Genomic DNA, 26,043 nt, shown 5'->3' with positions numbered 1-26,043 from the left:
CTCAGGGTCAACAGCCCGGCATAGCGTAATAGCTTAACCTTTGGTGGTAGATAACACAGTACTCACACCCATTAATGTCGACAATGATCACGACAAAGAGATGTCGGGAGCGTCAACAGGGGCGGCAGCGGGAGGGACAAGTCGGCTCCCTACGCCTAGAATGGGGGCCTGTTCCGGGAAGACGCTGTGATGACGCCACCGATCGAGATCACCCCCCTGCCCTACCGCGAAGATCCACTCGGCTACTTCGCGGCGCTGCGCGACAGGCCCGGTGCCGTGCTGCTCGACAGCGGCCGCCCGATGGCGCCGGGTGGCCGCTACGACATCCTCAGCTGCGATCCCCTCACGCTGATCGAGGTAGACGCCAACGGCCACGTGCATGGCGATTCGGCGCTGACGGGACTCGCTCCGTTCGTCGCCCAGCAGGCGCTGCTCGACCGGCTATCCGATGACGTGCCGAACAGCAGGCTGCCGTTTCTCGGCGGGCTGATCGGCTACTGGAGCTACGACCTCGGAGAGCAAATCGAGCCGATAAAAGGGCGGGCCCGACAGGTGGTCAATCTGCCGACCAGCCGGGTCGGCCTCTATGACTGGGCACTGATCCAGGACCACGACTGCCGGCAGAGCTGGCTGGTGGGTAGCGCCTCGCGGCGGCGTCAGGTGCTCGGGTGGCTGGAGGCACCGGCGCCTCCGACGGCGGGCTTTCGCCTCACCGCCCCCTTCGCCGCAGAGCTCAGCCGCGACGACTACCTGGCACGCTTTGCCGCCGTCCAGGACTACATCCGCGCTGGTGACTGCTACCAGATCAATCTGGCCCAGCGCTTCAGTGCCCCCTTCGAGGGTGACCTCTGGGCGGCCTACTGCCGCCTGCGTCAGACAACGCCCACTCCCTTCGCCGGCTATCTGGCCTGGGACGACAAGGCGATCCTCTCACTCTCGCCGGAACGTTTCCTGCTCTGCCGGGAGGGTCGGGTCGAGACCCGCCCGATCAAGGGCACACGGCCACGAGGCACGACACCCGAGGAAGACCAGCGGCTGGCCGATGAACTGGGCGCGAGTCTCAAGGACAAGGCCGAAAACGTGATGATCACCGACCTGCTCCGCAATGACCTCGGGCGGGTCTGCCGGCCGGGCAGCGTGAGAGTACCGCAGCTTTGTGGTCTCGAGAGCTACGCCAATGTCCACCACCTGGTCAGCGTCATCATCGGCGAACTGGAAGCTGGCCAGCGACCCATGGATCTGCTGTCCGCCGCCTTCCCCGGTGGCTCCATCACTGGCGCCCCCAAGGTACGGGCCATGCAGATCATCGACGAACTGGAACCCAGTCGGCGCAGCATCTATTGCGGCAGCCTCGGCTACGTGGACGTTCGCGGGCGCATGGATACGTCCATCGCCATTCGCAGCGTGGTCGCTGAAAGGGGGAAACTGCACCTCTGGGGCGGAGGCGGTCTGGTCGCCGACTCCCGCGGCGAAGACGAGTACACCGAGACCCTGGACAAGATCCGTCATCTGATGCGGGCCCTCATGGCGGCCAGCCATGACTCTTTATGTAATAATGAAAGGGACTCTTTAACTCATGAAGGAATAGATATCCAATGAAACGGTATTGGGTAAGGCCTCAACGGCTCTGCTAGGGTAGCCGCATAGTCGCAACCACCTGCCTGGGAGCCCTTCATGGAGCCTGAACTCGACGTCATCAACCGGGAACTCGGCAACGACCCCGAGGCCCTGATTCGCTGGGCACTGGACCAGGGTCAATGGCCGATCTGCACGACCAACTTCCGTCCCTTCGAGGGCGTGATCCTGCACATGGTCACGCGCCAGCAGCCGGATATACCGATTGTATGGATGGACAGTGGCTACAACACCGAGGCCACCTACCGGTTCGCCGATGAGCTGATTCAGCGCCTGGACCTCAATCTGGTGAGTTATCTGCCACGGCGCTCGCGTGCCCATCGCGAGGCGCTGGAAGGTCCGGCGCCGGGGATAGACGACCCGCGTCACGAGGCCTTCACCCGCGAGGTAAAGCTCGAACCCTTCGAGCGGGCCCTGCGCGAAATGGCACCGGATGTCTGGTTCACCGCGCTGCGGGCCGAGGACACTCCCGAACGTGCCCGCATGGCGGCGGTGAGTCGCAACGGTGACGGCCTGTTGAAGGTCTCGCCCCTGCTGCACTGGACGGCCCGCGACCTCCATCGCTACCTGCAGGAGCATGACCTGCCGAACAACTTCGACTACTTCGATCCCACCAAGGTCGAGGAGAAGCGCGAGTGCGGGCTGCATCTGCAGCATTGATGATCTGGGGATGGCATCGCGGGAGAAAGCTCCCGCGACAGGTAGGTAATGACAGAAACGAAGGACAGAAAAACGAGCAGGCGCTCAACGCTCGGGCAGCTCGATATCCTTGAAGAGCGTCTCTTCGTGCCGGGGACCGGCGACAAGGGCCGCGTCGACCAGGTCCCGCGTCAGGTGGCCGGCAAAACCCTCAAGAAAATCATACATGTAACCGCGCATGAAGGTGCCGCGACGAATCCCGATCTTGGTGGTGGAACTCGCGAAGAGGTGATCGGCCTCCAGCGCGACCAGATCGGAATCGTACTCGGCATCCACGGCCATGTGGGCGACGATGCCTACCCCCATTCCCAGACGCACGTAGGTCTTGATCACATCGGCATCGGCCGCTGTAAGCACCACGTTGGGCGTCAGCCCTTGAGCACGGAAGGCATCGTCGAGCTGGGAACGCCCGGTGAAGCCAAACACATAGGTGACCAGCGGATAGGCCGCCAGAGCCTCCAGGGTCAGGGTCGGCATCTCGGCCAGCGGGTGCCCCTGCGGCACTAGGATACAGCGATTCCAGCGATAGCAGGGCAGCAGCACCAGATCATTGAAGAGTTCGAGAGACTCCGTGGCGATGGCGAAATCGGCCTGGCCGTCGCTGACCATCTGGGCGATCTGCTTGGGCGTGCCTTGCTGCATGTGCAGCGCCACATCCGGATATTCCTGGGTGAACTCGCGGATCACCGGCGGCAGCGCATAACGCGCCTGGGTGTGGGTCGTCGCGATCGCCAGGCTGCCGCGACGCTCGTCACTGTGCTCCTGGGCAACCTCCTTGATGTTCTCGGCAAGCCTCAGCACCTGCCCGGCCAGTTCGATGATCGCCTGCCCTGCAGGCGTAACGCGAGTCAGATGCTTGCCGCTGCGGGCAAAGATCTCGACGCCCAGTTCGTCCTCGAGCAGGCGGATCTGCTTGGAGATTCCAGGCTGAGAAGTAAAGAGACTCTGGGCAGTGGCCGACACGTTGAGGTTGTGGCGCGACACCTCCCAGATATAGCGCAACTGCTGAAGCTTCATGGCCACTCTCCCTCGCGTATCGCGGGATCTTTAAAATACCCGGATGACATAAGAAAATTACTCATGATCGCTTTATAGCATAACCTGACCGGGCAGGCGCAACCGCTTTCCTACGCACTGCCACCCAGCGGGGATTTGCCAGCACTTCAGTCGGCCGCTACCATCGTCCGACCGGGCATGCCCTGCATGTCACCTATCCGCTCGATGCAGCGCAACGAAACTGGAGAATCACATGGCCAATAACGTCGATGTCACCAATGCCAACTTCGAGCAGGAAGTCCTCAAGGCCGACACGCCGGTCCTGCTCAAATTCTGGGCCCCCTGGTGTGGTCCCTGCAAGGTGATGGCACCGGTGGTCGACGAGGTCGCCGAGGAGCGCAACGGCAACCTCAAGGTCGTCAGCATCAATGTCGACGATGCCCCCGAAATCGCCGCTGAGCAGGGTGTGCGCGGCGTGCCGACGGTGATGCTGTTCAGATCCGGCACCAAGGTCGCTTCACTGGTCGGCGCGCAGTCGAAGTCACAGCTGACCCAGTTCATCGACCAGAACGCCTGATCCCAAACCTCTGGACGGCTTGTCGCCCCGGCCTTGACCGGGGCGATGTCGTTTCCTGCGCCCTCTAACGTTTCGAACTTACTCCTCGTCCCGTTCCGAGATCGGTCGATGAGCCTTCTCGATCGTCGACTCATCCCCCGGCCCCAGCAGATGGGCGATCCAGCGAGTCTCGGGATGGCTGTCCAGGGCGATCTTCAGGGTCATGGTCAGCACTACCGAGAGCAGCATCCCCACTGCACCGAAGATCCAGCCCCACACCACCAGCGAAAGAAAGGCCACAAAGGTCGACAGCCCCAGAGCTCTGCCCATCACCCGCGGCTCGATGATATTGCCCATCACGAAATTGACGCCCAGATAGGCCGCCGCCAACAGCGTCGCATCGAACAAACCGCCATCGGGAGCCACGAGCAACAGCAGTACCGGGGGAAAGGCGGCGATGGCCGAACCAATATTGGGAATGAAGTTGAGTGCGAAAGCCATCACCGCCCATAGCAGCGCAAACTCCACGCCTAACAGCTTGCAGGCCACCCAGATCAATGCGCCGGTCACCATGCTGATCAGCGTCTTGACAGCCAGGTAGCGCTTGAGGGTAAGGCTGAATTCGCTGAAACGGCGCAGGCTAGGAGCCGGATTGACAAGAGCTCGGGAGATCTTGTCGCGAAAGTTGAGCGTCTCGAAGAGCAGGAACATTACCAGCAGGGCCACCACGATGCTCTGCATCATCAGGTTGCCGACCTCGCCGAGCACCGCCGGAATCCAGTCGCCGAACTGCTCGGCGTCCAGCAGATCGGCCAGACGATTGGTGTCGATAGCGAGACCCAGCCCGGCCAGCCCGTCCAGAAGCCCCAGATAGTATTGGTAGAGCTTCTGCTCGATTCCCGGCAAGGCATCGATGAAGGTATCGAAGCTATTGACCAGCAACAGGCCGAGAAGTGAGAGAAAACCGCCTATCACCACCAGCGTCAGCCATACGGCCAGCCGCATGCTCAGCCCGAGACGATGCAGCCACTGCACGGGCGCCGTGCAGACGACCGCAATGAACAACGCCAGCAGCAGAGGCACCAGCAGGCTGGACCCCGCGCGCATGCCCGCGACGATGACCACCAGGGCGGCCAGTGTCAGGGTCAGATTGAGGGGAAGGGTACTCTCTTCACTGTCTTGGGGATGGGGCATGCCCGCACTCACGATCATTGTTGGTCTGTTCATGATGACGGGGCGGATGGTAATTGCAAAGCACGGGAACCATCCCGGGCCAGTGTTCTCGAAGCCAGTGCCCGCCATGCGACAAGGAGAACGTCATGCCGATTTCCCGTCCCTTACTTATGCCCGCCCTGGCCGCCCTGATGATCGTGGCATCGCTGCCGATGCTGCCCCGCGCGCTCGCCGCAGAGACACCGAGCCGTCTGGATGTCCAGGCCCAGGCCGAGCTGCAGGTGGTGCCGGATCGCGCCACGCTCAGTGCCCGCCTGTGGGAAAAAACTCCGGCCATCGCCCGGCGCGAGGACTCCGCGAACGATCCGGGTGCCCTGCGCGAGGCCCGAGAAAGGCTGGAAGCCCGTGCCGCCGGCCTGATCCGCACCCTGGAAGAGGCGGGACTGGAGCGCGAAGCGATTCGTGCCGGCTCGCTCAACGTGCAACCCGAACACCTGCCGGGCGCGCGGCGCACGGAAGGCGAGCAAGAGACGCTGGTACGCACCCGCCTCGAGCGGCCAATTCGCCTCCAGCTCGATGACCTCGAGCAGTTGCCCGGGCTGCTCGATGCCCTGACGGAGGCAGGCGTGGATGCACTGGACGGCGTGAGCTATGACCTGGCCGACCGCGACGGGGCTACCGACGAGGCGCTGGTCAAGGCGCTGAAGAAGGCCCGGCGCAAGGCCAGGCTGATGGCCGAGACACTGGATATCGAGCTGGGTGAGATAATCACCGTGAGCGAGACACGGTCACCGGTCTTTCAGCCACGGATGATGGCCATGAGCGCCGATGCACGGGAGAGCGCCCCCCAGGCCGAATACCGCCCCGGCACCATTACCATCGAGGCGGGTGTCAGCGTCAGTTGGGAAATAACGCCCTAAACCATATCAGCCGTTGATGGTCTCGATCCCACCCATATAGGGCCGCAGTACCTCGGGCACGGAGATCGAGCCATCCTCGTTCTGGAAGTTCTCCAGCACGGCCACCAGGCAACGGCCCACTGCCAGGCCAGAGCCGTTGAGTGTATGCAAGAGCTGGGGTTTCTTCTGCTCGGGGGGGCGAAAGCGCGCCTGCATGCGTCGCGCCTGGAAGTCCTCGCAGTTGGAGACCGAAGAGATCTCCCGGTAGGTATCCTGGCTGGGCAGCCACACCTCCAGGTCGTAGGTCTTGGCGGCGCCGAAGCCCATGTCACCGGTGCACAGGATCACCACCCGATACGGCAGTTCCAGCGCCTGGAGGATCGCCTCGGCGTGGCCGCGCATCTCCTCCAGCGCGGCATAGCTCGACTCCGGCACCACCAGCTGCACCATCTCGACCTTGTCGAACTGGTGCTGGCGGATCATGCCGCGGGTGTCGCGACCGTGGGAGCCGGCCTCACTGCGAAAGCATGGCGTGTGGGCGGTGAGCCTCATCGGCAGCGCCTTGGCATCGATGATCTCGTCCCTGGCGAAATTGGTCAGCGGCACTTCGGACGTGGGAATCAGGTGGTAGCTGCGCTCATCGTCCAGCCTGAACAGGTCCTCGCCGAACTTGGGCAGCTGTCCAGTGCCGCGCAGTGACGCCTCGTTGACCATATAGGGGACATAGCACTCCTCATAGCCGTGCTCGAGGGTCTGCTTGTCGAGCATGAACTGAGCAAGCGCCCGGTGCAGCCGGGCGATGGGTCCGCGCATCACCGCGAAACGCGCCCCGGTCAGCTTCACGGCGAGGTCGAAATCAAGATCGCCTTTCAGCTCGCCCAGGTCGACGTGATCGCGGACTTTGAAGCGGAACTCGCGCGGCGTTCCCCAGCGATGCAGCTCGACATTGTCGCTCTCGTCCTCGCCCTCGGGAACGCTCTCGTGGGGCAGGTTGGGAATGCCGCTGACCGCATCGTCCCATTCGGCCTGCACCTCGGCCAGGCGCGCCTTGGCGGCATCCAGGCGATCGCCCAGGTCGCTCACCTCGTCGAGCAGCGGCTGGATATCCTCGCCCCCCGCCTTGGCCTTGCCGATCGCCTTGGAGCGAGTGTTGCGCTCGTTCTGCAGCGACTCGGTCTCGGCCTGCAGCTCACGGCGCCGAGACTCCAGCGCCGAGAGGCGCTCGGTGTCCAGGGTAAAGCCCCGCTTGGCGAGTCGTTGGGCGACCGTTTCAAGGTCGCTGCGCAGCAGTTTGGGATCGAGCATGGAATCCGGTCCGTTGCAGTCGGTGATTGGAGGTGTCGGCCGCGGGAAGACGGCGCTGATGACAGGCCGCCCATTGTAGGCAAAAGGCCGCAGGGGCGCCACGCACGCCCGGCGCCGGGATGCGCGCACCGGCCTGTCAGGGTAAAGTAGAGCCATCTTCCTCTTCCCCGCCCGGCCTTGCCGTGGTGGCGCCAAGACTGAAAACGACACCATGATCGCACAACTGGACACCGCCGACTCGGGCCGTCTGGAAGGCCTCGACGATCGCTACCTGCGCTTTCTCGACGCCCTCGAGGCCGCCGGCTTCGCGGGCGAGATCGCCCCGGACTATGCCGCCCGCACGGTACTGGCGACCGACAACTCCATCTACCAGCGCCTGCCCCAGGCGGTGCTCTATCCCATGAATGGGGTCGATCTGGAGCGCATCGCCCGGCTGGCCGGCCGCGACGAACACCGCCAGGTGGTGCTCACCCCCCGGGGGGGCGGCACCGGCACCAACGGTCAGTCGCTCACCGACGGCCTGGTGGTAGACGTCTCCCGCCACATGAACCGGATTCTCGAGATCGACGTAGAGAACCGCCGGGTGCGAGTCCAGGCCGGGGTGGTCAAGGACCAGCTCAATGCTGCCCTGAAGCCCTTTGGGCTGTTCTTCGCGCCGGATCTCTCCACCTCTAACCGCGCCACCATCGGCGGCATGATCTCGACCGACGCCAGCGGCCAGGGCAGCTGCGAGTACGGCAAGACCCGCGATCATGTGCTTGAACTCGAGACCCTGCTGCTGGGCGGCGAGCGACTGACGAGCCAGCCGCTGGAGGAGGCCGACCTCGCTAGCCAGTGCGAACGCCAGGACGTTACCGGCGTGATCTATCGCACCGCGCGGGAGGTCATCGACAACCAGGGCGAGCTGATAAGGACCAAGTTCCCGCCGCTGAACCGCTGTCTTACCGGCTATGACCTGGCACATCTGAGGGATTCGGATGGCCGCCTGGATATCAACAGCCTGCTGTGCGGCTCTGAGGGCTCGCTCGGCCTGCTTGACGAGGCAGTGCTCAACGTGCTGCCGATCCCCAGGCACTCCACCCTGGTCAATGTGCGCTACGCCGGCTTCATGGACGCTCTGCAAGACGCCAAGGCCCTGATGGCGAGTTCCGCCCGCCCCACCTCCATCGAAACGGTGGACGACACCGTATTGACGCTGGCCATGGAGGATTTCGTCTGGGACAGCGTGGCGGAATTCTTCCCTTCGGGGGAGACGTCGGTTCGCGGCATCAACCTGGTCGAGTTCAACGACGACGATCCACAGCGGTTGGCCGAACGGGTCAACGCTTTCTGTCGCCATCTGGAAGCGGACGCGAGCGTCGAGCGCCTCGGCTTTACCCTGGCGGAGGGGCGCGAGCAGATCCAGCGGGTCTACGCCATGCGCAAGCGCGCCGTGGGCCTGCTGGGCAACGCCAAGGGCGAGAAGCGGCCGATCCCCTTCGTCGAGGACACCGCCGTCCCGCCTGAGCACCTGGCCGACTTCATTGCCGAATTCCGCGCCGCCCTGGACGCCCGAGACCTCGAATACGGGATGTTTGGCCATGTGGACGCCGGGGTGCTGCACGTGCGTCCGGCCATCGACATGAAGGATCCCGAGCAGGCGCGACTGATTCGCGAGCTCTCCGACGAAGTCGTCGAGCTGACTCAGAAGTACCACGGCCTGCTGTGGGGAGAGCACGGCAAGGGGGTGCGCTCCGAGTACGCACCCAGATTCTTCGGGGAGCTCTATCCCAGCCTGCAGCGGATCAAGGCCGCTTTCGATCCCCACAACCAGCTCAACCCCGGGAAGATTGCGACGCCCTTAGAGCCCTCCGACGCCGTGGAGGGAGCCCCTGCCCAACCCGCCACCGGCGCCGTCACGCCGCAAGAAATCATCAGGCTGGTGGATCCGGGTCTGCTGACCATCGACGGCGTACAGACTCGAGGCCAGCTCGACCGCACCATCGACGAACGGGTATGGCAGGCACACGCCGCCACCGTCTACTGCAACGGCAACGGCGCCTGCTACAACTACGACCCCGATGACGCCATGTGCCCCTCCTGGAAGGCCACCCGCGACCGCATCCACTCCCCCAAGGGGCGCGCCAGCCTGATCCGCGAGTGGCTCCGCTTGCAGGGCGAGGCCGGTATCGACCTGGTCGAGGAGTCGCGGAAAAAGAAGGCCGAGGGCGCCTGGGGCTTCGTCAAGGATTTTCCGCTTCGGCTGAGGAATACCCTGGCCAAGCGACGCGGCGAGGCGGACTTCTCGCACCAGGTATACGATGCCATGGCCGGGTGCCTGGCCTGCAAGTCCTGCGCCGGCCAGTGCCCGGTGAAGGTCAATGTGCCGGACTCCCGCTCGCGCTTCCTCGAGGTCTACCACGGCCGCTACCTGCGCCCGCTGCGCGACTACCTGATCGGCGGCCTGGAGTTCATGGTGCCGACCCTCTCTCGCGTGGCACCGCTCTACAACGCCGCCCTGGGCACCCGACTCGTCAACCGCCTGCTGTCCGGGCCCATCGGCATGGTCGACAGTCCACGGCTCTCCCGCGCCAGCTTGAAGAAGCAGCTGGCGGCCTGGGGCTTGGCAGAAGCGACGCCGACGTCGCTCGGCCTGCTCACCGAGACGCAGAAGGCGCGCAGCGTAGTGCTTGTCCAGGACGCCTTCACCAGCCACTTCGAGGCCAGGCTGGTCATGGACATCGTCGAACTGCTCTCGCGTCTCGACGTGCGGGTCTTCGTCGCGCCCTACTCGCCCAACGGCAAGCCGCTCGATGTCCAGGGCTTCCTAGGCGCCTTCGAACGTACCGCCGAGAAGCAAGCCAGAAGTCTCAAGGCCCTGGCCGCGTTCGGCGTGCCGCTGGTGGGCATCGACCCGGCCATGACCCTCACCTATCGCCAGGAGTACGTGAAGGCGCTGGGGCCTGAGGCCGTGCCGGAGGTGCTGATGCTGCAGGAGTGGCTGGTGGCTCAGGCCAGTCACCTCGCCCCGAACCCGCTGGCGGCGATGAGTGAGAGCTACCGGCTGCTCTCCCACTGCACCGAGAAGACCAACGCCCCTGGCAGTCCCAGGGCCTGGCAACGGGTCTTCGCCGCCTTCGGCCTGGAGCTCGAGCTGGTCGCTACCGGCTGCTGCGGCATGTCCGGCACCTACGGCCATGAGGCCAGAAACCGCGAGACCTCGAGGACCATCTACGCCCAGTCATGGCAGCCGGTAGTTGAAGACGAGAACAATCTGGGCAGGCTGCTGGCCACCGGCTACTCCTGCCGCAGCCAGGCGAAGCGATTCTCCGACGCCAGCTTGCCCCACCCGCTCCAGGGGTTGTTGCAGCAGTTGCGCCTCGCTCAAGGGTGAACCGCGAGCCGGCAGGCCAGGGGAGCTTGATGGCATGCCTCGAACCGAGCCGGAGACGAGCCACCCCTTGGTAGTTGGCTGCCGCCCGATTTGACAAGGAGAATCGTGATCATCATCCACTCCCTGCGCTTCCTGATCGGCCTGGCCTTGCTGCTCGTGCTCACCCTTCCGCTGCAGGCTCAGGAAGCCCGCGTCACCACCGCCCGAGTCGAGGAGCGCGTCATCGTGGAGACGATCGCCCTCAACGGCAGCGTGACGGCACCGCGAACGGCTCAACTCTCCAGCGATGTCGAGGGGCGTATCACCGAGCTTCCGATGTCGCTCGGTGACCGCGTGCAAGCCGGCGATCGACTGCTGAGCATCGATGCCGAGGATGTCGCCCTCCAGGTGCGCAGCGCCGACGCCGATGTCGGCGAAGCCCGGGCAGCGCTTGAAAACGCCCGTCGGCGGCTTCGAGAAGGCAACCGCCTCGGCGAAGGTCGCAACATCGCCAGCAGCGAGCTGAGCCAGCGCGAGACCGATGTCGCCATCGCCGAGGCGGCGCTCGAGCGCCGCCGTGCCGCGCGCGACCGCCTTGAGGTCCGACTCGAACGCCACCACCTGCGGGCCCCGTTCGGTGGCAGGCTCACCCACCACGACGTGGCCATTGGGGAATGGGCGACGCCCGGCACACCGCTGTTGACGCTGATCGACCTCGAACATCTCACACTCGAATTTGCCGTCCCCCTCGACCTGCATCACCGACTCGACCAAGCCGAACTCGAGGTTCGGCTGCCGGCGGGAATCGACGACTGGCTCCCTGCCCGTCCCATCGCCGATGTGCCGCTGGAGGACGGGGCCTCGCGTCAGTTTCTGCTGCGCGCCATGCTCGACGACCCCCCGACCATGCTGCCGGGCATGGCCGTTCAGGGCCGACTGCTGCTAAGGAACGGGAGCGGCCCCGCGGTACCACGCGACGCCCTTATCCGACGCCCGGATGGGAGCATCAGCGTGTGGCTGGCCCGTGAAGAGGACGGCGAATGGCGTGCCACCGAACGTCGCGTCACCCCCGGTGCCAGCCATGCCGGCCGGGTCGCCATCCAGCAGGGCATCGAAGCCGATGATCGCGTCGTCCTGAGGGGCAACGAGCGCCTTGAGGAAGGGCAGCGACTCATCCTGGACGACGAATGAAGGAGCACTGAATCCATGTTTGCGGCCATCATTCGTCATGGCGTGCTGGTCAGCGTCGTGGTGCTGATCCTGCTGGTGCTGGGCATCGCCGCCATCTGGCGAATTCCGGTGCAGATGATCCCCGACCTGGAAGTCCGTACCATCGGCATCGAGACCCGCTGGCCCGGTGCCACACCCCAGGACATCGAGAAGGATATCCTCATCGAGCAGGAGGAGTACCTGCGCAACGTGCCCAACCTGGTGCGTATGGAATCCACCGCCACCAGCGGCGGGGCGGAGATCGAGCTCGACTTTCCCTTCGGCATCAACCTCACCGAAACGCTGATTCGGGTCAACAACGCCCTGAGCCAGGTGCCCTCCTATCCCGCCAACGTCGACCAGCCACGCATCGTGGCCACCTCCTTCTCGGCCAACGCCTTCATGTATTTCAACGTGGCGCCTCGTGAGGGCAATCCGCGCGATCTCGACATGCCGGCGCTGCGCGACTACCTGGAGGACAATGTCCGTCCACGGCTGGAGGGTGTGGAGGGTGTCTCGGAGATCGGCGTATCCGGCGGCGCCGCCCGACAGATGCAGCTGCTCATCGATCCCGATGCCCTGGCCAAGCATGAGTTGGGCATCGATGACATTCGTTCCGCCCTGCAGGCCCGCAACCAGGATGTCTCCGGCGGCGACCTGGAGAGCGGCAAGCGGCGCTACCTGCTGCGCACGGTGGGACGCTTCCAGGACATCGCCGAACTCGAGTCGCTGGTTCTCACGCGCCGCGGCGATACCGTGGTGCGGCTCGCCGACGTCGCTGAGGTGCGCCTTTCCCATGCCGAACTGACCTCGCGTTCCTTCGATTCCCGGGGCGACCCGGTGCTCAGCGTCCAGGTGAGCCGCGAGCCCGGTTCCAACGTCATCGACATCAAGCGGCGCATGCTCGCCGAGGTCGAGTCGCTCAACCAGAGCCTGTTCGCCGAGCAGGGCCTGCACATGACGCTCTCCAGCGACGATGCGCGCTATGTCGAGGCCTCGATCGCCAACGTCTGGACCAATCTCGGCTTGGGGGCGCTGTTCGCCACCCTGGTGATGTTTGCCTTCCTGCGCTCGCCGCGTGCCACCCTGGCCGGGGTGATCGGCATCCCCATCTGCACCATCGCTGCCTTCCTGGGGCTGCTGCTCGCTGGACGCACCCTCAACGTGATCTCGCTGGCCGGGGTCGCCTTCGCCATCGGCATGACCATCGACAACACCATCGTGGTGCTGGAGAGCATCGAGACCCAGCGCCGGCGTGGCCGCGTTCGCTTCGAGGCTGCCCTGGTGGGAGTGCAGCAGGTCTGGCCGGCAGTGCTCGCCTCCACCCTGACCACCGTGCTGGTGTTCGTGCCGATCTTCTTCATCGAGGAAGAGGCCGGCCAGCTCTATTCCGACATCGCCGTGGCCATCGCTACCTCGATCCTCGCCTCGCTGGTGGTGGCGATCACCGTGATACCCACGCTTGGCGCACACCTCGATTTCCGGGGTCGCGCCACATCCGGCGAGGGACAGACGCCACGCTGGATGCGCGGCTGCCTGCACCTGGTCGATGTGTTGATTGCCTCCACGGGGCGGCGTTGGGCGGCCATGGCCATGGCGATCGCGGGCGGCCTGGCGATCTTCGTGTGGCTGACGCCGCCGGCCGCCTACCTGCCGGAGGGCGAAGAAGCCAAGACCTTCGCCAGCATGAACGCCCCCGCGAGCTACAATCTCTCGACGATGACCACCATAGCCGAGGAGATACAGGCCGACCTCCTCCCCCATGTGGGTGCCGACCCTCGCGACTTCGACGAGGGCCGAAGCGAGGTTCCCGCCATGCGCACCATGGGCACCCAGGTGGGGCCGCAGAGCCTGCGCATCATCGCCGAGACCCGCGACCCGGACCATATCGAGGCGCTGATGAATGCCTTGACCGAACGCTTCGAGGCCTATCCCGATATGCGCGCCTTCGCCGCACGTGGCTCGATCATCTCCAGCAACGACGGCGGTACGCGCAGCATCACCCTCGACATTGCCGGCAACGACCTCGCCGAACTCTACGCCGCAGCCAACCGACTCTACGAACGCTCGCGGGAGATTTTCGACAATCCCCGCATCCAGTCTCGGCCGTCGGCACTGGCCCTGGGGCAACCGCTGATCGAGGTGTACCCGGACTGGGACCGCGCCGCCGAGCTGGGGCTGGATGCCGACGCGCTGGGCACCACCGTGGCCGCCCTGACCGACGGGGCCTATCTGGACGACTTCTATCTCGAGGACCAGAAGATCGACCTGTACGGCTATGGGCCCGGCATCGGGAACACCGACCTGGACGACCTCGTCGACCTCCCGATCCACACGCCCCTGGGCGTCACATTGCCGCTTGGCAGCCTGGCGGAGATTCGCGAGACCGTCGCCACCGCCACGCTGCGCCGCGTGGATGGCCGGCGCAGCGTGACCCTCGACATCATCCCGCCCAGCGACGTACCCCTGGAGGCCGGTATAGGACGGGTGAACCGCGAAGTGATCGACCACCTGCGCGCCGCGGGGGAACTGCAAGGGAACATCGACATCACCCTCACCGGTGCCGGCGACCAGTTGGATGCCACGCGCGCGTCGCTGATGGACAACGGTCTGATCGCCCTGATTCTCGTCTACCTGCTGCTGGTGGCCATCTTCGCCCACTGGGGCTATCCGCTGCTGATCCTGGCCACCATCCCGCTGGGGGCCGCCGGCGGCATCGTCGGCCTGTCCTTGATGAACCTGGTGGGCGGCTGGCTGCCCCGCATCGGGCTCGCCGAGATCCATCAGCCCTTCGACATGATCACCATGCTGGGCTTCCTGATCCTGATGGGCACGGTGGTCAACAACCCCATCCTGGTGGTGCACCAGGCGCGCGAGAACCTGCGCGACGCCGCCTCCGACGTGCGCCAGGCAGTACGCGATGCCGTGGCCAGCCGCCTGCGCCCCATCGCCATGACCACCCTGACCACCATCGGCGGGCTCTCACCGCTGGTCTTCCTGCCCGGCGAAGGCACCGAGCTGTATCGCGGCGTGGGTGCCATCGTACTGTTCGGCCTGCTCGGCACCGCTTTCGTGACGGTGACCTTCCTGCCGGCGCTGACCGTTACCCTGATGTCACGCACCACTCGCCGCCGGTTCAATCGTTCACCAAAACCACAATGAAGGGAGGAGCCCATGCCGTATCGTTCCAGTTTCCTGCTGCTGGCCTGCTGGAGCACCCTCTCCTGGGCGCAGGCCACCGAAGGCCTCGGCAACCTGAATGACGATAACGGCCCTTCAGCCGACGAGGCCTTGCCGACCATCACGGTGAGCGCGTCGCGACTCGCGCGGGACCTCTACGACACACCGGCCGCCGTCACGGCCCTGACCCGGGAAGATATCCAGCAGGGCCAGCAAGGGGTTCGCCTGGATGAGGCCCTGGACCGGGTGCCCGGGGTCTTCCTGCAGAACCGCGACAACTTCGCCCAGGGCCAGCGCATCTCCAGCCGCGGCTTCGGCGCCCGGGGCACGTTCGGTATCCGCGGCCTGCATATCCGTGTCGACGGCATTCCCTACACCCTGCCCGACGGCCAAGCACAGATCGATGCCGTGGACCTGGACAGCGCCGAGCGCATCGAGGTGATCCGCGGTCCTTCGTCGGTGCTCTACGGCAATGCCGCCGGCGGCGTGATCGACATCACCACCGGCGATGGCAGCGAGATGCAGCGCTCGCCGGTCCTGAAGCTTCAGGGCGGGAGCGACGACTTTCGCAAGCTTTCAGTACGCAGTGGCGGGGAAACAGACCACTGGGTGCACAGCGTGAGTGTCTCGGCGCTGGATTTCGAGGGCTACCGCGAGCAGAGCGAGGTGGAGAAGCGGCTGCTCAATGCGCGCGTCGGTTACCGCCTGGACGACACCCGGACCCTCTCGGCGCTGGTCAACATCCTCGACCTGCCCACTGCCGAGGATCCCAGTGCCCTGACCCTCGAGGAGGTCAAGGAGGATCGCCGCCAGGCCCGCGATGTGGCCGTCCCGCTGGACTCCGGGCAGAGCGTGGAACAACAGCTGGTCGGCTTGCACTACGAGGACCTCGACGCCCTGGGCGGCGAGTTCAATGTCCGAGGCTTCGCCAGCCGCCGGAATTTCGAACAGCAGCTGCCTTTCCCGGGCAGCAGCCTGATCGACTATGAGCGCAACTACTATGGCGGAGGCGCCGACTACACGGGGGCACTCACCCTGGGTGACATGCCGCTACGCTATGTCACCGGTGTCGACCTGGCGCGCCAGGAAGACGATCGTGGTCGGCGTTCCGTGAACTCGCAGGGTGAGGTGACCGGCATCACCGCCGATGAGCAGCAGAACGCCACCTCGACGGGTGTCTTCCTGCAGACAGAGCTGGGGCTCACCCAGAAACTGGAGCTCAGCGCGGGTATCCGCCATGACCGGGTACGCATGGACATCGACGACCGTCTCTTCGCCGACGACCAGGACGACAGCGGCGAGCGCACCTTTCGTGAATGGACCGGCAGCCTGGGACTGAGCTACCGCTACCGGCCCGACCACCAGGTCTATGCCACGGTCGGCAACGCCTTCGAGACGCCGACCTTCACCGAGTTCGCCCGTCCCGACGGCCGCGGCGGCTTCAACCCCGAGATCGATCCCCAGAAGGCGCTGAACCGCGAGATGGGACTGCGCGGCATCTTCGGCAACGGCCTGGGCTACGAGCTGGTGGCCTTCTCGGTGGATGTCGACGATGAGCTGATCGGTTTCGAGGCGACCGATGGCAGGACCTACTACGAGAATGCCGGCAGGACCTCCCGCGACGGGATCGAACTAGGACTGGACTGGAGCTTCTCGCTGGACTGGCGCTGGACCAGCGCCCTGACGCTGACCGACTACCGCTTCGACCGCTTCGATGACGGCGAAAACGACTTCGCCGGCAACCGCCTGCCCGGTCAGCCGCGGCAGGTCTGGCACAATGCCCTGACCTGGTACGGCAGCCGTGACCGTTTCGCCACCCTCGAGGCCCAGTACACCGGCGACTACTATGCCGACAACGCCAACGACGTGAAGATCGACGACCACTGGCTGTTCAACCTCAAGGCCGGCGACAGCTGGCGGCTCGGCGGCGTCAATGCCCGGCTGGGCGCCAATCTGGGGATCCGCAATCTGCTGGACGAGGACTACTACGAGAACGTGCGCATCAACGCCTTCGGGGGTCGCTACTATGAACCCGCCGCGGGACGCACCTACTTCGCCGGTCTCGAGCTGAGCTTCTAGAGAAGGCGACTTTGGGCCTTCTGCTGCACTCGTGAGATCATGGCGACAGGAGGCGACCCATGAACCGAACCCTGATCCTGATCGGCCTGCTCATTATCGCCGTGGGCCTGCTCTGGCCCTGGCTCTCCAGGCTGCCCCTGGGCCAGCTCCCCGGTGACATCGCCATCCGCCGCGAGAACTTCTCGTTCTATTTCCCGATTACCACCATGATTATCATCAGCGTGGTGCTCTCGGCGGTGATGTGGCTGCTGAATCGCTGATGCACAAACCAGAGGGGCCGGCATTCGCCGGCCCCTCTCGCTTCCTCCCACCGCTCACTCAGAAAAAGAGCCGGCGCAGCGCCTGGCCGGGGTCGGCCTCGCGCATGAAGACCTCGCCCACCAGAAAGGCATTGACATCGTGCTCGCGCATGCGCAGCACGTCGTCGCGGGTATGGATGCCGGACTCGGTGACCACGGTGACGTCGGCGGGAATGCGCGGCAGCAGTTCCAGGGTGGTCTCCAGGCGGGTATCGAAGGTGTGCAGGTCGCGGTTGTTGATGCCCACCAGGGCGAGGTCGAGCTTGAGGGCACGGTCGAGTTCCTGGGCGTCGTGCACCTCCACCAGCACGTCCATGCCCAGCGCCACGGCCTGGCGATGCAGGTCCGCCATGCGGGCATCATCGAGGGCGGCGACGATCAGCAGGATACAGTCGGCGCCGAGGGCGCGCGCCTCGCTGACCTGGTAGCCGTGGGTGATGAAGTCCTTGCGGATCACGGGAAGCGTGCAGGCGTCCCGTGCCTCGATCAGGAAGTCCTCGTGGCCCTGGAAGAAGTCGGCATCGGTAAGCACCGAAAGGCAGGTCGCACCGCCCTCGGCATAGCTCGCGGCGAGTTCGCCGGGGCGGAAGTCCTCGCGGATCACCCCCTTGGAGGGCGAGGCCTTCTTGATCTCGGCGATCACCGCCGGCTCGTCGGCCTGGATGGCGCGGTGGAGCGCGACAACGAAGCCCCGCGGGTCGGACTGCTCGGCAGCCAACCGCAGCAACTCCTGCTCGGAAACGACGCGGCGCCGTTCGGCAACTTCCTCCTCCTTGCGGGCCAGAATACGCTCGAGGATGGTGGGAAGACGGCGAGCATCGGTCATGTCGGACCTCACTGATTGAACACGCGGGTGAAGTTGGCGAGTTCCCGGAGCTTCTCGAGCGGGAGTTTCGAGGCCTGGGCGTCCTGGGCCATGGCGACGCCTTCACCGAGGCTGTCGGAAACGCCCGAGGCGTACAGAGCGGCACCGGCATTGAGCGCCACGATGTCCGCTGCCGGCCCATCGCCCACCAAGGCCTGTTCGACCAGTCGCAGGCTGTCCTCGGCGGTCTTCACCCGCAGCGGGTCCAGGGACTGGCGTTCGATGCCGAAGGTCTCGGGGGTGATGGTGTACTCGCGGATCTCGCCGTTCCTCAGTTCGGCCACCAGCGTCGGCTGCGCCAGGGAGATCTCGTCGAGGCCATCCTCGGCATGCACCACCAGCACATGCTCGCTGCCCAGGCGCCGCAGCACCTCGGCCATCAGCGGCACCAGCTCGGGGGCATAGACCCCCAGCACCTGATTGGGGGCGCCGGCGGGGTTGGTCAGCGGCCCCAGGATATTGAACAGGGTGCGCACGCCCATCTCGCGACGCGGGCCCACCGCATAGCGCATCGCCGGGTGGTGGTTGGGGGCGAACATGAAGCCCACGCCCACCTGCTCGATGCAGCGGCCCACCTGCTCGGCATCCAGGTTCAGATTGATGCCCGCCACAGCGAAGAGATCGGCACTGCCCGACGACGAGGAGACGCCGCGATTGCCGTGCTTGGCGACATGGGCACCGCCCGCGGCGACCACGAAACTGGCGGCCGTGGAGACGTTGAAGAGGTTGGCGCCATCACCCCCGGTGCCGACGATGTCGACCACGTTGTCGGCCTGCAGCCGGACCGGATTCATCAGTTCGCGCATCACCTGGGCCGCGGCGCTGATCTCCTCGGCGGTCTCGCCCTTCATGGCCATGCCCACCAGGAAGGCGGCGATCTGGGCATCGCTGGCCTCGCCGGTCATGATCTGGCGCATCACCTCATGGGTCTCGGCGAAATTCAGGTTCACACGGCGCATCACCGCACCGATGGCCTCTCGCATCTGCATGATGTTGCTCTCCTCTGGCATGGGCACGGTTCAGCGACGTTTCAGGAAGTTGGCCAGCAGCTCATGGCCCTGGCGGGTCAGGATCGACTCGGGGTGGAACTGCACCCCCTCGACATCCAGCTCTCGATGGCGCAGCCCCATGATCAGCCCCGGGGTGACGTCATCGTCGTCGCACCAGGCGGTGACCTCGAGACAGTCGGGAAGGTTCTCGCGCTCCACCACCAGCGAATGGTAGCGCGTCACCTCCAGCGGGTCCTCGAGGCCCTCGAAGACGCCCTGGCCGCGGTGACGAATCCGCGAGGTCTTGCCGTGCATCACCTGGGGGGCACGGACCACCTTGCCGCCGTATACCTGCCCGATGGCCTGGTGACCCAGGCAGACCCCCAGCACAGGGATACGACCGGCGAAGCGACGAATGGCCGCCATGGAGATCCCGGCCTCGTCAGGCGTACAGGGCCCCGGGGATATCACCAGATGGCTCGGGGCCAGGGCCTCGATCTCCTCAAGGGTAATGGCGTCGTTACGGTGGGTCACCACCTCGGCGCCCAGTTCCCCCAGGTACTGCACCACGTTGAAGGTGAAGCTGTCGTAGTTATCGATCATGCAGACTTTCATGGTCGTTCTCTCCCGCCGCGGGGCGCTCGCCCGGCCAAGACCAGACGCAGGGCATTCAGGGGTGGCGTATCACTCGAGGTTGTCGAGGCCGCGCTCGGCCATGGCCACGGCACGAAAGATGGCGCGGCCCTTGTTCAGGGTCTCCTGCCACTCCAGCTCGGGTACGGAGTCGGCCACCACTCCGCCCCCGGCCTGGACATGGAGCTCACCGTCCTTGATCACGGCAGTGCGGATGGCGATGGCGGTATCCATGTTGCCGTGCCAGGAGAGGTAACCTACCGCGCCGGCGTAGACACCGCGCTTGACCGGCTCCAACTCGTCGATGATCTCCAGGGCGCGTATCTTGGGTGCGCCTGACACCGTGCCTGCCGGGAAGGTGGCGCGCAGCACGTCCATGGCGGAAAGGCCCGGTTTGAGGCGCCCGACGACGTTGGAGACGATGTGCATCACGTGAGAGTAGCGCTCGACCACCATCCGGTCGGTCACCCTCACCGAGCCGGTCTCGCTGATGCGTCCCACGTCGTTGCGCCCCAGATCGATCAGCATCAGATGCTCGGCGAGTTCCTTGGGATCGGCCAGCAGATCAGCCTCCAGGGCACGATCTTCCTCTTCGCTGTGGCCCCGCTTACGGGTACCGGCAATGGGCCGCACCGTGACCTCGCCGTCTTCCAGGCGCGTGAGGATCTCCGGCGAGGAACCCGCCACCTGATGATCGCCCAGGTTCAGGTAGAACATGTAGGGCGAGGGATTGAGGCTGCGCAGGGCCCGGTAGAGATCCAGCGGCGGTGCCTGGTAGGGAATCGACATGCGCTGGGAGGGAACGCACTGCATGACATCGCCGGCCAGCACATACTCCTTGATCGTCTCCACGGCCGCCTTGAAGCCCTCCTCGGTGAAGCCCGAGGTGAAGTGCCCCTCCTCCACCGCCGCGCGTCCGGTGCCGGGACTGATGGTGTTGAGGGTGGCACTGCGCAGGCGAATCTCCAGGGCTTCCAGTCGCTCGACGGCACCGGCGTAGGCGCCGACCTCGGTCGGGTCGGCATGGGTCCACAGGGTCAGACGGCCCGAGAGATTGTCGAACACCACCAGGTCATTGCAGACCATCAGCAGGATATCCGGCACGCCCAGCGGGTCAGGCTTCACGGCGGTCTCGCTGCGCAGGCGAGGTTCGATATAGCGGATGGTGTCGTAGCCGAAATACCCCACCAGGCCGCCGTCGAAGCGCGGCTGGTCATCGAGGCGCGGCACCTGGAAGCGGGCCTGGAACTCCTCGAGCCATTCGAGCGGATCCTCCACCTCGCCGGCGCCGAGGAGCTCGTCATCGACGATATGGCTGACGGTGAAGCCGCGGATCTCGATACGCTCGCGGCAGGGCAGCCCGATGATCGAGTAGCGCCCCCACTTCTCGCCGCCCTGAACGGACTCCAGCAGAAAGGTCCAGGGGGCGTCGGCCAGCTTGAGGTAGGTAGAGAGCGGCGTGTCGAGATCGGCCAGCACTTCGCGGGTAACCGGAATACGGTTGTAACCGGCGGCGGCCAGCTCGTGGAAACGTTCGGGAGTCATCATGCCCGGATCCTCGATGTGACGGGTTGGCGATGGCAGGCGCAGCAGCGCCGCGGGTCAGGCTCGCGAGGCGAGCATCACCATCGCCAGCCGCAGCGGGCAGGCGAACGGGGCAGGCGTCGAACGGCGGCCATTATGCCACCGGCGGTCGAGAGGGTTTCCGGCTTCATGCGGCTGATCATCGAAGGGTTTCCGCGTCTTGTCTTATAGCAATAACATATTGATTGGGCCGCGCTTATAGCATTAGCCGAAATCACGTTAAACGAGTTCCGCCAGCGATTCAACCACGCCATCCGGGGCGCTGTCGTGCACCGGTTCGCCGTGATTGTAGCCGTAGGGCACGGCCAGGGTCCGGAACCCCGCGGCGCGTCCGGCCTCGATGTCATGGCGCGAGTCACCGACCATCAGGCAGGACGCGGCCGAGACGTCGAAGTGGGCCGCAACATGCCGCAGCGGGGCCGGGTCGGGCTTCTTCTCGGGCAGGCTGTCGCCACCCAGGCAGAGCGCGAAGTATTCGGCAAGCCCCAGCCCTTCCAGCAGCGGGGCGATAAAGGCGTAGGGCTTGTTGGTCACCAGCGCCAGGATCAGCCCGCGGTTGCGCAGGGCATCCAGCGCCTCGCGTACCCCGGGATAAAGCCGAGTATGGGCGCCGGGGTCACGACCGTAGTGGTCAAGAAAAGCGACGTGGGCGCGCTCCAACAAGGCACCGTCCGGCACCTCCTTAGGGGAAACCTCGCCATAAGCCTTAATTGCGGACCGCAACGCACGCTCCATCAGGACAAGCGAACCGTTGCCCACCCAGTCGCGCACATTCTCCTCACCCGCGGCGGGCAGGCCCAGCTCGGCCAGCGCCGCATCCACGGCCAGGGCCAGGTCGGGCACGGAGTCGACGAGAGTCCCGTCCAGGTCGAAGGTCACCAGACGGATGTCGTTCAATATGGGGTGCATGAGGCCTCTCGCAATACGGTCGGGCGAACATTATGCCGGACAGGCCATGGGCAGAAAATCGGGCAAGGGCTTATGCTGGAGGCCCGTCACTTATCTGGAGTCGCTGCATGAGTGTGCCAAGAATCGTCGTGGTCGGGGGTGGTGCCGGCGGCCTCGAGCTGGTCACGCGGCTAGGCCGCAAGCTCGGCCGGCGTGGGCAAGCCGAGATCGTGCTGGTTGATCGCAATGTGACGCATATCTGGAAGCCGCTGCTGCATGAGGTCGCTACCGGGGCACTGGACTCGGGGCTCGACGAGATCTCCTACCAGGGGCACTCCGCTGTCCATGGCTACCGCTTCCAGCGCGGCACCCTGTGTAGTATCGACCGCGAAGGCCGCACCCTGACCCTGGCCCCCATCCTCGACGAGGAGGGCAGCGAAGTGCTGCCATCCCGCACACTGGGGTATGACTTCCTGGTGCTGGCGGTTGGCAGTGTCAGCAATGATTTCGATACACCGGGCGTCAGCGAGCACTGCCACTTCCTCGACAGCCCGCAACAAGCTGAGGCGTTCCGTCGGGACATGCTCAACACCTTCCTGCGCCACAGCAATCCGGGCAGTGAGGGACATACCCGCATGGTCGTCGGCATCGTCGGCGCCGGCGCCACCGGCGTTGAACTCGCGGCGGAACTCCATGAAGCATCGCGAATGCTCCAAAGCTACGGAGTCACGGATCTGGACAGCGACCACCTCGAGGTTCATCTGATCGAAGCCGCCCCGCGGATCCTGCCGCCCCTGCCCGAGCGCATCAGCCAGTCGGTCCACCAGGAGCTCGAGGGCCTCGGCGTGCGAATCCATGCCGACACCCGCGTGACCCGGGTGGAGGCCAACGCGATCCATACCGCCGATGGCAGGCGCATCGACACGGATCTCGGCGTCTGGGCCGCAGGCATCAAGGCCCCGCCCTTCCTCTCGGAGCTGGGCCTACCGACGGAATCCAACCACCGACTCAAGGTCCACCAGAGCCTGCAGAGCACGGCGGACCCGCATCTCTTCGCCATGGGAGACTGTGCCAGCTGCCCACAGGAGGATGGCAGCACGGTGCCACCCCGCGCCCAGGCCGCCCATCAGCAGGTCTCGACGCTCTATCACAACCTGCGGGCCCAACTGAACGGCAAGCCGCTGAAGCCCTTCGTCTACCGGGACCGAGGATCCTTGATCTCACTGGCGCATTTCGAGGCCGTCGGGAGCCTGATGCGAGGCGCCTCGACACGCAGCCTGTTCATCGAGGGCCACCTGGCGAAGTTCTTCTATGCCTCGCTCTACCGCATGCACCAGCGTGCCATCCACGGCACGCTCAAGACAGGCCTCATCGTGGTGGTGGATGGCATCAACCGCTTCCTCAAGCCCCGCATGAAGCTTCACTGAGCCAGGCACTTCATGCGGGCAGACCCTCAGGCCATCGGGTCCGCTGCCGTCATCGCCCTCCGCCCTGCCAGCCAGGTGCGCTTGGCCGCCGCGGGCAGGCGCTTCAGGCGTGCTTCCAGGCGTAACGCCTCAGCGTGGCTGCCGACGGGCTCCTGATGGCGAAGCACCAGCGGCCCCTTGCCACGCAACGCCTTGGCTCCCCGGCCGGCACGGTGCTCGGCCAGGCGGCGGACCACGTCGGTGGTGATCCCTGTATAAAGCGCGCCGCCGGCCGTCTCCACCACGTAGAGGTGCCACAAGCGCGTGGGGGGCGTCTCATCCAAGGGGCGGCCTATATCCTGGCCAGCTGGTCGCGAAAATCGCGGATCACGCTATCGTAGCGATGCGGATCAGCCTCGTTGCGCGCCTTGAACACGGCCGATCCGGCCACGAAAGTATCGGCGCCGGCCCGGGCGATCTCGGCGATGTTGTCGACCTTCACCCCACCGTCGATCTCCAGGCGGATCGAGCGACCCGAGGCATCGATGCGCCGCCGGGCCTCGCGCAGCTTGTCCAGCGTGCCGGGCAGGAAAGACTGACCACCGAAGCCTGGGTTGACACTCATCAGCAGGATCATGTCGACCTTGTCCATCACGTAGTCAAGGAAGGAGAGCGGCGTGGCCGGATTGAAGACCAGACCGGCCTGGCAGCCAGCGTCACGGATCAGCTGCAGCGAGCGGTCGATGTGGTCGGAGGCCTCCGGGTGAAAGGTGATATAGCTGGCCCCGGCGTCGATGAAATCACCGATCAGCCGGTCCACCGGCTTGACCATCAGATGGGCGTCGATGGGTGCGCTCACCCCGTGCTTGCGCAGGGCCTCGCAGACCATCGGCCCGATCGTGAGGTTGGGCACGTAGTGGTTGTCCATCACGTCGAAATGAACAATGTCCGCGCCGGAGGCCAGTACATCATCCACTTCGGCACCAAGTCGGGCGAAATCGGCGGAGAGGATGGAAGGAGCGATCAGGAAGTCGCGGGTCGGGTCAGTCATGGAGTCGTCCGTCATGAGGGTGTGCAGGCGATCGCGCGATCCGGAACATTCTACCAGAGCCTCGCGAGGCTCTGGGCCGCGCATGCAAGCATGACGCCGCGTGCTGTCAGCGTGACCAGGCCATGAGCGACTCTGGTTCCCCGGTTTCGGGGTCTTCGCGCTCATCGACAATGCTGAAACCCAGCCGCCGATAGAAGGAGACGGCACGCACATTACGCGAATAGACCCAGAGGGTGATGGAAGAGTGGCCCGTCATGGCGTGGGCCATCAAGCCGCTGCCATGCCCGAAACTCTGCACCTCGGGATCCACGAACAGGGCCTCGAGATGATCATCGTGCATGGCATAGAAGCCGATCACGCGCCGGCCGGCCTCCAGCACTTGCACCTCGCAGGCGGGTAGACGGCGAAGCGCCATGTCATCGGCACGCGCCCTCCAGCAGGCCTCGTCAATGAAGGGGTGGGCTTGCCGGGAGGCACGCAGCCAGATGTCGACAAGATGCGGGTACTCCTCCCGGGTGGCGGGTCGGATCATGTCGTGGCTCCTGTGGCTGTCCCTGCAGTGTAACGCCTAGCCGGGAACGGGTCGCGCCACCGGTTCCCGCCATCAGGGCCGGAGGCTATACTCGATGCCCCGCCATCTTCAGGAGACTCTCCATGCAGCGTCGTCATGTCCTGGGTGCCTGCGCCCTGCTGCTCGCCACCGGGTGGCTGGCCGGCTGTTCCAGCCCTCACTACCTGCAACTCGATCCCAAGCGAACGGCCCAGGTGCCGCAGAGCGGTAACGGCCAGGCGGTCACGGTGACGGCCGTGGACGGTCGCGACAGCGAGGTCATCGGTACCCGAACCGGCAGCGCCATGTCCACCGCGGTGATCACCGTGAATGCCCATGAGCTGGTGCCTCGACTGCAGGCGGAAGCGGAACGTGCGTTGCGGGAAATGGGCTTCACTCCCACGGCCGAGCAAGCCGAGGGAAGACCCAGCCTGACACTGACCCTGGATCACCTGGGCTACGAGCGTGGCAAGAGCCGTCCCGTCATCGACGAGGCACGACTCGAATCGGTGCTGATCGCCGAGGCGACCAACGATGGCAACACCTATACCGGCACCTACACCTCGCGTCGCACCCAGAGCTATGCTGTGCGCCCGGGCAAGGAGGCCAACACCCGCATGGTCAACGAGTTGCTCTCGGACGGTCTCGACCGCGCCTTCCGCGACCCCGAGCTGGGTCAGCTGCTGGCACGCTGA

The 26,043-nt window shown here is 65.3% G+C and carries 22 protein-coding genes; 11 read left to right on the top strand and 11 right to left on the bottom strand.

Features of this window, described 5'->3' with window-relative positions; translation table 11 throughout:
• Positions 1–189: 189 nt before the first annotated feature.
• Positions 190–1,599, top strand: a complete 1,410-nt coding sequence (gene pabB, locus HALO32_RS09065; protein WP_151443466.1) for an aminodeoxychorismate synthase component I — start codon at positions 190–192, stop codon at positions 1,597–1,599.
• A gap of 75 nt (positions 1,600–1,674) precedes the next feature.
• Positions 1,675–2,295, top strand: a complete 621-nt coding sequence (locus tag HALO32_RS09060; RefSeq protein WP_151443465.1) for a phosphoadenosine phosphosulfate reductase domain-containing protein — start codon at positions 1,675–1,677, stop codon at positions 2,293–2,295.
• An 84-nt stretch (positions 2,296–2,379) separates the two neighbouring features.
• Here HALO32_RS09060 and cysB read toward each other — a convergent pair whose 3' ends face one another.
• A complete protein-coding gene (gene cysB / locus HALO32_RS09055) occupies positions 2,380–3,351 on the bottom strand; it encodes an HTH-type transcriptional regulator CysB (RefSeq protein ID WP_151443464.1) in 972 nt (323 codons plus the stop codon).
• 232 nt (positions 3,352–3,583) lie between these two features.
• Here cysB and trxA point away from each other — a divergent pair, with 232 nt between their 5' ends.
• A complete protein-coding gene (trxA, locus tag HALO32_RS09050) occupies positions 3,584–3,907 on the top strand; it encodes a thioredoxin (RefSeq protein WP_151443463.1) in 324 nt (107 codons plus the stop codon).
• Between the two features lie 78 nt (positions 3,908–3,985).
• Here the strand turns inward: trxA and HALO32_RS09045 are convergent, their stop codons facing one another.
• Positions 3,986–5,080 carry an AI-2E family transporter gene (locus tag HALO32_RS09045; protein ID WP_151443462.1) on the bottom strand — a complete coding sequence of 365 codons (1,095 nt, stop codon included), beginning with the start codon at positions 5,078–5,080 and terminating at the stop codon, positions 3,986–3,988.
• Positions 5,081–5,205: 125 nt separating this feature from the next.
• On the opposite strand from HALO32_RS09045, the gene HALO32_RS09040 reads away from it, so the two are divergent.
• Positions 5,206–5,979, top strand: coding sequence for an SIMPL domain-containing protein (locus HALO32_RS09040; RefSeq protein ID WP_151443461.1), 774 nt, complete (start codon positions 5,206–5,208; stop codon positions 5,977–5,979).
• A 6-nt stretch (positions 5,980–5,985) separates the two neighbouring features.
• Here HALO32_RS09040 and serS read toward each other — a convergent pair whose 3' ends face one another.
• Positions 5,986–7,263, bottom strand: a complete 1,278-nt coding sequence (gene serS, locus HALO32_RS09035) for a serine--tRNA ligase (RefSeq protein ID WP_151443460.1) — start codon at positions 7,261–7,263, stop codon at positions 5,986–5,988.
• Between the two features lie 211 nt (positions 7,264–7,474).
• Here serS and ydiJ point away from each other — a divergent pair, with 211 nt between their 5' ends.
• The 5 genes from ydiJ to HALO32_RS09010 all read left to right on the top strand — a co-directional run bounded on the left by ydiJ (position 7,475) and on the right by HALO32_RS09010 (position 17,343).
• A complete protein-coding gene (ydiJ, locus tag HALO32_RS09030; RefSeq protein WP_151443459.1) occupies positions 7,475–10,636 on the top strand; it encodes a D-2-hydroxyglutarate dehydrogenase YdiJ in 3,162 nt (1,053 codons plus the stop codon).
• A gap of 105 nt (positions 10,637–10,741) precedes the next feature.
• Positions 10,742–11,806, top strand: a complete 1,065-nt coding sequence (locus HALO32_RS09025; protein WP_225809873.1) for an efflux RND transporter periplasmic adaptor subunit — start codon at positions 10,742–10,744, stop codon at positions 11,804–11,806.
• Positions 11,807–11,821: 15 nt separating this feature from the next.
• Positions 11,822–14,986, top strand: a complete 3,165-nt coding sequence (locus HALO32_RS09020) for an efflux RND transporter permease subunit (protein ID WP_151443458.1) — start codon at positions 11,822–11,824, stop codon at positions 14,984–14,986.
• Between the two features lie 12 nt (positions 14,987–14,998).
• The gene (locus HALO32_RS09015; protein ID WP_151443457.1) at positions 14,999–17,083 is read left to right on the top strand and encodes a TonB-dependent receptor family protein; all 2,085 of its coding nucleotides are present in this window, start codon (positions 14,999–15,001) and stop codon (positions 17,081–17,083) included.
• 59 nt (positions 17,084–17,142) lie between these two features.
• Complete coding sequence (locus tag HALO32_RS09010) at positions 17,143–17,343, top strand: DUF2905 domain-containing protein (protein ID WP_151443456.1); 201 nt, start codon at positions 17,143–17,145, stop codon at positions 17,341–17,343.
• A 58-nt stretch (positions 17,344–17,401) separates the two neighbouring features.
• Here HALO32_RS09010 and trpC read toward each other — a convergent pair whose 3' ends face one another.
• From trpC to HALO32_RS08985, 5 genes are all read right to left on the bottom strand, one after another.
• On the bottom strand, positions 17,402–18,208 hold the full coding sequence (gene trpC, locus HALO32_RS09005) for an indole-3-glycerol phosphate synthase TrpC (protein ID WP_151443455.1): 807 nt from the start codon (positions 18,206–18,208) through the stop codon (positions 17,402–17,404).
• 8 nt (positions 18,209–18,216) lie between these two features.
• Positions 18,217–19,236 (bottom strand): anthranilate phosphoribosyltransferase, encoded by a 1,020-nt coding sequence (gene trpD / locus HALO32_RS09000; RefSeq protein ID WP_151443454.1) that lies wholly within the window; start codon positions 19,234–19,236, stop codon positions 18,217–18,219.
• A 30-nt stretch (positions 19,237–19,266) separates the two neighbouring features.
• Positions 19,267–19,851, bottom strand: coding sequence for an anthranilate synthase component II (locus HALO32_RS08995; protein ID WP_151443453.1), 585 nt, complete (start codon positions 19,849–19,851; stop codon positions 19,267–19,269).
• 69 nt (positions 19,852–19,920) lie between these two features.
• The gene (trpE, locus tag HALO32_RS08990; protein ID WP_151443477.1) at positions 19,921–21,414 is read right to left on the bottom strand and encodes an anthranilate synthase component I; all 1,494 of its coding nucleotides are present in this window, start codon (positions 21,412–21,414) and stop codon (positions 19,921–19,923) included.
• Positions 21,415–21,672: 258 nt separating this feature from the next.
• A complete protein-coding gene (locus HALO32_RS08985; protein WP_151443452.1) occupies positions 21,673–22,362 on the bottom strand; it encodes a phosphoglycolate phosphatase in 690 nt (229 codons plus the stop codon).
• Positions 22,363–22,469: 107 nt separating this feature from the next.
• On the opposite strand from HALO32_RS08985, the gene HALO32_RS08980 reads away from it, so the two are divergent.
• A complete protein-coding gene (locus tag HALO32_RS08980; RefSeq protein ID WP_151443451.1) occupies positions 22,470–23,768 on the top strand; it encodes an NAD(P)/FAD-dependent oxidoreductase in 1,299 nt (432 codons plus the stop codon).
• Between the two features lie 26 nt (positions 23,769–23,794).
• Here HALO32_RS08980 and HALO32_RS08975 read toward each other — a convergent pair whose 3' ends face one another.
• The 3 genes from HALO32_RS08975 to HALO32_RS08965 form a co-directional block, all read right to left on the bottom strand.
• The gene (locus tag HALO32_RS08975; protein WP_225809872.1) at positions 23,795–24,091 is read right to left on the bottom strand and encodes a GIY-YIG nuclease family protein; all 297 of its coding nucleotides are present in this window, start codon (positions 24,089–24,091) and stop codon (positions 23,795–23,797) included.
• Positions 24,092–24,099: 8 nt separating this feature from the next.
• The gene (gene rpe / locus HALO32_RS08970) at positions 24,100–24,798 is read right to left on the bottom strand and encodes a ribulose-phosphate 3-epimerase (protein WP_151443450.1); all 699 of its coding nucleotides are present in this window, start codon (positions 24,796–24,798) and stop codon (positions 24,100–24,102) included.
• A 106-nt stretch (positions 24,799–24,904) separates the two neighbouring features.
• Positions 24,905–25,330, bottom strand: coding sequence for a GNAT family N-acetyltransferase (locus HALO32_RS08965; protein ID WP_151443449.1), 426 nt, complete (start codon positions 25,328–25,330; stop codon positions 24,905–24,907).
• A 122-nt stretch (positions 25,331–25,452) separates the two neighbouring features.
• Between HALO32_RS08965 and HALO32_RS08960 the strand changes: the two genes are divergently transcribed.
• Complete coding sequence (locus tag HALO32_RS08960; RefSeq protein ID WP_151443448.1) at positions 25,453–26,043, top strand: YajG family lipoprotein; 591 nt, start codon at positions 25,453–25,455, stop codon at positions 26,041–26,043.

Origin of the sequence: Halomonas lysinitropha (assembly GCF_902500215.1) — a bacterium.
Classification (GTDB): Bacteria; Pseudomonadota; Gammaproteobacteria; order Pseudomonadales; family Halomonadaceae; genus Halomonas; species Halomonas lysinitropha.
The sequence above is the reverse complement of the archived record's forward strand: the minus strand, read 5'-3'. Positions and strand labels throughout refer to the sequence as shown.

Bases quoted from the DNA above. Each gene is read 5' to 3' on its own strand.
- HALO32_RS08985 (WP_151443452.1), bottom strand. From the start codon at position 22,362: ATGCACCCCATATTGAACGACATCCGTCTGGTGACCTTCGACCTGGAC.
- trpE (WP_151443477.1), bottom strand. From the start codon at position 21,414: ATGACTCCCGAACGTTTCCACGAGCTGGCCGCCGCCGGTTACAACCGT.
- HALO32_RS09045 (WP_151443462.1), bottom strand. From the start codon at position 5,080: ATGCCCCATCCCCAAGACAGTGAAGAGAGTACCCTTCCCCTCAATCTG.
- HALO32_RS08980 (WP_151443451.1), top strand. From the start codon at position 22,470: ATGAGTGTGCCAAGAATCGTCGTGGTCGGGGGTGGTGCCGGCGGCCTC.
- rpe (WP_151443450.1), bottom strand. From the start codon at position 24,798: ATGACTGACCCGACCCGCGACTTCCTGATCGCTCCTTCCATCCTCTCC.
- HALO32_RS08960 (WP_151443448.1), top strand. From the start codon at position 25,453: ATGCAGCGTCGTCATGTCCTGGGTGCCTGCGCCCTGCTGCTCGCCACC.
- trpD (WP_151443454.1), bottom strand. From the start codon at position 19,236: ATGCAGATGCGAGAGGCCATCGGTGCGGTGATGCGCCGTGTGAACCTG.
- trxA (WP_151443463.1), top strand. From the start codon at position 3,584: ATGGCCAATAACGTCGATGTCACCAATGCCAACTTCGAGCAGGAAGTC.
- HALO32_RS09010 (WP_151443456.1), top strand. From the start codon at position 17,143: ATGAACCGAACCCTGATCCTGATCGGCCTGCTCATTATCGCCGTGGGC.
- HALO32_RS08995 (WP_151443453.1), bottom strand. From the start codon at position 19,851: ATGAAAGTCTGCATGATCGATAACTACGACAGCTTCACCTTCAACGTG.
- cysB (WP_151443464.1), bottom strand. From the start codon at position 3,351: ATGAAGCTTCAGCAGTTGCGCTATATCTGGGAGGTGTCGCGCCACAAC.
- HALO32_RS09040 (WP_151443461.1), top strand. From the start codon at position 5,206: ATGCCGATTTCCCGTCCCTTACTTATGCCCGCCCTGGCCGCCCTGATG.
- HALO32_RS08965 (WP_151443449.1), bottom strand. From the start codon at position 25,330: ATGATCCGACCCGCCACCCGGGAGGAGTACCCGCATCTTGTCGACATC.
- pabB (WP_151443466.1), top strand. From the start codon at position 190: ATGACGCCACCGATCGAGATCACCCCCCTGCCCTACCGCGAAGATCCA.
- ydiJ (WP_151443459.1), top strand. From the start codon at position 7,475: ATGATCGCACAACTGGACACCGCCGACTCGGGCCGTCTGGAAGGCCTC.
- serS (WP_151443460.1), bottom strand. From the start codon at position 7,263: ATGCTCGATCCCAAACTGCTGCGCAGCGACCTTGAAACGGTCGCCCAA.
- HALO32_RS09060 (WP_151443465.1), top strand. From the start codon at position 1,675: ATGGAGCCTGAACTCGACGTCATCAACCGGGAACTCGGCAACGACCCC.
- HALO32_RS09015 (WP_151443457.1), top strand. From the start codon at position 14,999: ATGCCGTATCGTTCCAGTTTCCTGCTGCTGGCCTGCTGGAGCACCCTC.
- HALO32_RS09020 (WP_151443458.1), top strand. From the start codon at position 11,822: ATGTTTGCGGCCATCATTCGTCATGGCGTGCTGGTCAGCGTCGTGGTG.
- trpC (WP_151443455.1), bottom strand. From the start codon at position 18,208: ATGACCGATGCTCGCCGTCTTCCCACCATCCTCGAGCGTATTCTGGCC.